The sequence below is a fragment of the Herbaspirillum sp. B65 genome, assembly GCF_000333555.1.
In the GTDB taxonomy this organism is placed as follows: Bacteria; Pseudomonadota; Gammaproteobacteria; order Burkholderiales; family Burkholderiaceae_D; genus Herbaspirillum; species Herbaspirillum rubrisubalbicans.
This window is the reverse complement of record NZ_BADI01000132.1, coordinates 1-6,079: the sequence shown is the minus strand read 5'-3', so window position 1 is coordinate 6,079 and position 6,079 is coordinate 1. Positions and strand designations below refer to the sequence as shown.

General features: G+C 54.5%; 6 protein-coding genes. 3 read left to right on the top strand and 3 right to left on the bottom strand.

The features are described from left to right. Window positions 1-756, bottom strand: a 756-nt coding sequence (locus I5W_RS03520) for an ABC transporter transmembrane domain-containing protein (RefSeq protein WP_044528197.1), incomplete at its 3' end; no start/stop codon positions are given. An 11-nt stretch (window positions 757-767) separates the two neighbouring features. Between I5W_RS03520 and I5W_RS03515 the strand changes: the two genes are divergently transcribed. After that, the gene (locus I5W_RS03515) at window positions 768-1,007 is read left to right on the top strand and encodes a hypothetical protein (protein ID WP_148289025.1); all 240 of its coding nucleotides are present in this window, start codon (window positions 768-770) and stop codon (window positions 1,005-1,007) included. 55 nt (window positions 1,008-1,062) lie between these two features. On the opposite strand, the gene I5W_RS30965 is transcribed toward I5W_RS03515, so the two are convergent. Next, window positions 1,063-1,392 (bottom strand): hypothetical protein, encoded by a 330-nt coding sequence (locus I5W_RS30965; RefSeq protein WP_148289024.1) that lies wholly within the window; start codon window positions 1,390-1,392, stop codon window positions 1,063-1,065. 1 nt (window position 1,393) lies between these two features. Between I5W_RS30965 and I5W_RS30960 the strand changes: the two genes are divergently transcribed. Together I5W_RS30960 and I5W_RS03510 are read left to right on the top strand one after the other, a co-directional pair. After that, a complete protein-coding gene (locus I5W_RS30960) occupies window positions 1,394-1,849 on the top strand; it encodes a hypothetical protein (protein WP_148289023.1) in 456 nt (151 codons plus the stop codon). Further along, complete coding sequence (locus I5W_RS03510) at window positions 1,846-3,156, top strand: hypothetical protein (protein ID WP_044528195.1); 1,311 nt, start codon at window positions 1,846-1,848, stop codon at window positions 3,154-3,156. The genes I5W_RS30960 and I5W_RS03510 overlap by 4 nt, the downstream gene beginning before the upstream one ends. Before the next feature lie 190 nt (window positions 3,157-3,346). Here I5W_RS03510 and I5W_RS03505 read toward each other — a convergent pair whose 3' ends face one another. After that, window positions 3,347-5,998 (bottom strand): AAA domain-containing protein, encoded by a 2,652-nt coding sequence (locus I5W_RS03505; RefSeq protein ID WP_252716876.1) that lies wholly within the window; start codon window positions 5,996-5,998, stop codon window positions 3,347-3,349. Window positions 5,999-6,079 lie beyond the last annotated feature (81 nt).

Genomic DNA, 6,079 nt, shown 5'->3' with positions numbered 1-6,079 from the left:
CGGTCTGAGCTGGGTGATGGGCACCGTGGAAGAAAAGGCGGCCGTCATGCGCATGGTGTAGCTGCGCAGGTTCTCGGCGCGGCGGTTGAAGCGTTCCTTCTCGTAGTCCTGGCCGCCGAAGATCTTGATGACCTGCTGGGCGCGCGTGGTTTCCTCGATCACCTGGGTCATCTCGGCATTGACCGCCAGCGAATCGCGGTTGAGTTTCTTCAGGCGCTTGCCGGTGGTACGCACCACCAGCGTCACCAGCGGCAGCAGCACCAGGGTGACGATGGTCAGCACCCAGTTCAGGTACAGCAGCCAGGCCAGCAGACCCAGCACCGTCAGGGCCGAGCGCAGGATGGAGGTGAACACCTTGGTCACCATGTCGATGATCTGCTGCACCTCGAACATCATGGAGTTGATGACCTTGCCCACGGTATTGGTGGCATAGAAGTGCAGCGGCAGGTCCAGCATCCGGGCGAACATCTGGCGCCGCAGTTCATTCAGGATGCGGGTGGAGACCCAGGTCATCATGTAGGAGCTGGTAAAGGTGGCGATGCCGCGAATGAAGAAGATGCCGATCACCGCCGCCGGCACCAGCCACAGCGAAAAGGCCGGCTTGCCCACGAAGCCCTTGTCCAGCAGCACCTGGAAGATATAGGGCACTACCGGTTCGGTGGCGGCGGTGACGATCATGGCAATGAATGCCAGGGCCAGCCGCTTCTTGTAGGGCCAGTGCAGGGCCGCCAGGCGTTTCATGTTGTTGGACAGCATCGGGGGAATCCTTGCTTGCAGGTCGTGCAGAGACGAAAAAGAGAGATTATGCCGTGTTCGCCGGGCTGGCAGGCACTTCCTGGGAGCCTGAGGACAAGATCAGCATCGGGAGGACCGGTATCATCACGCCGTTGTTGCGCCTCGGGAACGAAAAAACACTGGCAATGCGCCGTGAAATTACCGATAAGAGGAAGACTGCAAGGAACGTATGGGTGGGCATTGAAAGGGAGAAAGCATCGCTGGCCAGCTAAAAGAGTGCGCATTGTAATGCATGTGCTGTGGCCGTTGACCTGCGCGACGATGAGATCAGGACAATGTTATATGGACAAGAATATGAATGTTTTCCTGAATGGATCCGATGCTCATTTCTTCAGCACCAATGGCGAGCCCCTGAGGGATGATTGCGCTAAAATGAGTCACGCTCAGCCCAGGGATATCGCAACTCACGGCAAAATCCAGTAAAAGAAGTGCAACTAAGGTTCTCGATCCATGACCGGTTGCACGTTGATTGACGCGACATGCGTGCGGCGCTAATGATGAAGAGTGAGTAATGGCAAGAAAAAAACCGCCTTCAAGAGTCGTGGTTTCGCGGTCTCGAAATAATCCACATCGCAGGTTGATTGCTGCCGTGCCCACGTTGAGCCAGAGATTGGCACTTTCAGGGCAAGTATCCTATGGGCCTTCGGCCAAGCATAAATTCCATCCAGTCGCGTACGGATTGGCACCTTATCAGGGACAAGATGTTGAGCGGACATACTGTGACGAACATGCAAATTTTGATCAGAGCCAATGGGGACAGGTGCCCTTGCTCTTGGCGCGGGCAGTCAAACTGGGGCTTTGGTCGGAGCAAGACAATAAAGGTGCACCGAGCTTGCTGTGGACACTGGCTGACACTGGTTGGATTTACGAGCTACGCATTACCAATGCAGGACAGTTTCAGTATCACGGCTATCCGATACTGCCTGACGATGCATTTGCACGCCATGTTTTAGTGCGCGCCAGGGCAGTGCTCAATGCTGAAATGGGTCTTGCAAACTTCTATGATGCCGGGTTGGCATCAGCTATTGCCGCGGCAGAAGCCTTTTATCGATGAATACCTCTCGCTCTTTCACCTTTTCTGCCAACTGGCCAGATCCCACTGACGATGTGGCCGAGTTCAGATTGCAACTCGGCCACACGGTGATTTCAAGAATTGCGGATATTGGTAAAGGGACCAATCGCGATTACTTTCGTGCTTCGGCCACCACCCTTGCATTCTGGCTGGCGGATAACTGGTGGCGCCTGCGTTGGGAAACCCTTAGCGGGAATGGCCTTCCGTCGATCGATTGGCGTTTGCGTCATGAGTTGAATTCTGCCGCAGGTGGTGAACTCTGGCCGCGCGTCATGATTTACAGCGTTGGCGATCGCATCGCTTTTGCTCCAAGTGTCGGGAAAAAGACAGTGGGTGGTCCACAGGCTTATTTTGATTTTCCAGTCAGTGTGGTGCCCGCGGATGACTATGAAAGGGAGCTGGATGCGCTGTTGGCTGCGATTCTTGGTCATTGCGCGAAGATGGCTGATGGCGAGGCTCTTCAAACCCTGGTCGCCCAAATCGCCAGAGAACGTAGCGACCCGGAGCTGGCCGGCTGGAGGCGGCTGGAGGCTTGTCTGGGGTTCGATGCCGACATGGCGCCGGACGCGGTGATCAATGCCTTGGTTGACTTGGAAGAGATTGCTGGTGAAAACGGCGTTGAAGAAGCCGCACGCGCAGTTCCAGGTGCGAACTGTCCACAGACATTGCACACGGTGATCGAAGCCACCAAGGCATCGACCTTGGAGATTGATCTTGGTATGGCCGCAGAGATCAATGGTTTTTTGTCCAGTCAGGCTTTGCCAAGCGCTGTCAGTCCGTGGCGGATGGCTGAGGTTGCCGCTGACCATCTCCGAAAAATCATCGGTATCGTGGGCGGGCCGCTTAACAATGACGAATTGGCGGCACTGCTCAAGATTCGCTGGGACGATATCAAAGCCGCCACCGCAACAGCGAGGAAGCTGCCCTATACAGCCCGCATCGATGGCCAGGGCAAATCGCGTGTCGCGCTCCAAAACAAAGTGCCGGTATCGCTACGCTTTGAGCTGATGCGTCAGCTAGGGGATGCCGTGTGGGCACAGGAGGAGCATTTTGGTATCGTGAGCCGCTCGAAAAGCGACCGACAACGATTCCAGCGCGCCTTTGCAAACAGTTTGCTGTGCCCCTTTGATGACATACAGAGAGAACTGGATGTGGCCAATCCCACGCCAGAGGACATGGAGGCTGTCGCTCGTCGATATGCGGTACACCCCTCAGTGGTCCGCTATCAATTAATCTATAAGGGCTATCTTCCTTTCGAGAATGCTAGCGAGGCTGTTGAGGCGGTGTAGCGGCGATATTCACATCAGGATGATGTCTTATAAACCTAATTTAAAAAAATTTCTTTATAAACATGGTGTTATGTTTTTTTAAATCGGAGTTTTCGCTCCAGCTACCCACTGAGCTAGCCAGTTGGTAGGCGCTATCAAATGATATCTAAAGATGGGTCCGGTTGGAGCTGTTGAGGTAATTGATAGCCACTTATTCATGGTTATGTCCAATTTCCTTAACGCTTCTTTTGGGTACTGCGTTTAATAATTCGCGGAAGTAGTCCAAGTGGCCCCACTGGCTAGCATCTCCGATCACGTACAACCGACATTGCGCTCTGGTGATTGCTACATTGAGCAGGTTCGGCTTGCTCGCTGCCCAACCGCGAGCCCCGGTCCCCGTTTGGTCTGGTGCAGTACCTAACACCAGAAAGACAATATCCGCTTCCTTACCCTGAAACGTGTGGACAGTGCCGCATTCGATGCCGTTAATTCCAGCACCGCTTACACGTTCTCGGCATGCCTGGGAAACCTTGCGAAAAGGTGAGATCACGTAGACCTTAGTCTTTTCGTCTCTCTCTCGCTGCAACCTCTTTAAACAAGTGAGAAGGTAAGCGATTTCGTCCTCGGACACGGGGTGATTCACTCGCGTTGAACGTACGTCAAACCATGCGCTTTCGCCTAGGCTGCTGGAGAAGTCCCGCGGCGTAGGTACTCCCGATTCGTCGACACGGCCCTGTACCATCTGGTCGGCGTAGGCGATGCGGTTGGCGACCGAAAACATTGGATCGTCACAGCGGCGATGGGTGCGTAATGGCATCCCAGTCCACAGCCGCTCTGAAGAATCCTCCTTTGATGAACTACGGGTTTCGACCCAGGAGCCGAACGGTGTAATGCGATCCGCCAGTGTCTGTACAGACTCGTCGATAGGCGACCATTTTGGTTCTACGTCATGGTGGTGCCGCAGCTCCTCGGTCAAGCTGCGAGGAACAGTGAACACTGGCTCGATTTGTAGAGGATCACCGACAATGACGGCCTGTCGGCAGCGCCAGATTGCGCCCGCTGCTGATTGAGGTGTCGCCTGCCCAGCTTCATCTATCAGAAGCCATCCCAAGCTGTTTTGTCCCATGCCTACGAACAGCCGATCAAACGAGGCGAGGGTAGTGGAAACGACGGGAACGACAAAGAAGAAGGCGTCCCACAGCAGCGGCCTTTGCTCCGGCGAGAGCTTGTCGCGTGAGCCACCAGTGAGCATACTATTCACTGCTCGCAGGTTCGCGATGAACTTTCCTGCGTTGGCCAGTATTGTAAGACGATGCAAATTTACAGCCTGGAGGAAAAGCTTTGCCCGCAGATCGTCGAACTTAGGGCTCACAGCTAGGCTGGCGCGATGCCGCTCTGTAGCTGGTAGATTCCAGAATTGGGAGTCTGGAAAGTGCTTTGCCCCCATCGCATAGCCAGCCTGAAGTGCCCGTTGATGGGTGTCCAATTCCCGTTCCAACACCAGGCGGGCGGAAGAGATCAATTTCTTTTTTTCTTGTTGTTGCTTCAACTGAGCGTCAGCATTCGCGGCCTCCTTGGACATGTCCGCCAAGATAGTTGAAGCGTTTGCCAGAGCTTGGATCGGCTCTTCTAGGGATTGCCGCAATTTTCTCATCCGACGGCTCTCACGGCCGAACAAGTTCAGCAAACGGTCCCATAAATTGATAGGCGTGCTGGTACGCAGTTGTTCCAGAACAGTGCGAGCCCCGTCAACGATTGCCCGCTGCGTGAGCTGTGCTTCGCGTTGTTTTGAGGCGGCCTGATTACGGGATTGAATGTCCTCGTCGAGCGTTCGTTCTTCCTCACAAAGGCCCGCCAATCGGTCCTGCTGCTCATCGATGGACCGGGCAGCATTCTCTGCCCGTAGGAGAATGTCGCGACTGCTTTTGAACTCGGCCTGGAGAGTCAAGAAGTTTTGCCTGGCAGTCTGCCATTCGCTCTGGTATTTTCTGTATTGTTCGGTGGCAGATGCAGCCTCAAGAAGCTGCTTCATCGACGGTGGTTTCTCTTCTGCAGGCGGCTGTTCTCCTGCTTTTTCTCCTTGTCCATCCCCCTGCTCGTCTGCGCGTTGAGTCAGGTATTCATCGCGAAAGAATCCGCTTGCGAACGAACGCCGGTTGCCGGCATTGCCCAGGGCTGCCGCGATGACACCCCAGGGTTCGATTGGCTCCTTCTTTTCGTCAAACACCTTCTGTGCTCGGAATACTTCTCGCATAACTTCTGCGAAGTAGTCGGCTGACTTGAACTCTCCTGCGATCTTCTTTAGTGCAGGTAATTCCTGCGTAATATTCTTGACCGCATTGTTGTTTGTGCTGGTCACGACGATGGACGTGCCATTGACTATTTTTGGTTTGAGCGGATAGAAGCTCTTGTCTGCGACATTGATCTTATCTTCGAACAAGGCAACAGGACGATCAAGCAAAGCGATTTGCCTCGCTCGTTCAGTGATGATTTCGGCGATCACGTCGCAAAGAAGCGTTGTCTTGCCGGTCCCAGGGGGGCCATTGACACCGACAAGCCCCTCAGCTTTTCTCAGCGAACCAGCTACATGCGAGACGGCTGCCTGCTGTGCCATGGCAAGCGGTTGCTTTGGCGATGTCGGCCATCGTGCGCTGGGTAAGTGCTGGGCACTGACCAGTGCAGCCATGGTCGTGTGATTGGTGAGGATATCCACACGCTTGTGCTCTTGCAGCGCCGGGCCAAGATAGGCTTTCAAAGCCTTACCAAAAGGACGGTTCTGTTCTGCTTGCAGGATTAAGCGATCTAGATCATCCAGATAAAACGAGTTCAGGAAATCAGTGGCGGCTTGCAGGCTGTCATCCAAGTAACGCCGCTTGACTCTGCTTGTTCGCACGACCAAACGCCAGTCTGATCTCGGATCGTTTGCAGCATCGCCGAACTGGCT

What these genes read in the sequence shown, in the direction of transcription:
- I5W_RS03510 (WP_044528195.1), top strand. Translation starts at nt 1,846, where the DNA reads ATGAATACCTCTCGCTCTTTCACCTTTTCTGCCAACTGGCCAGATCCC.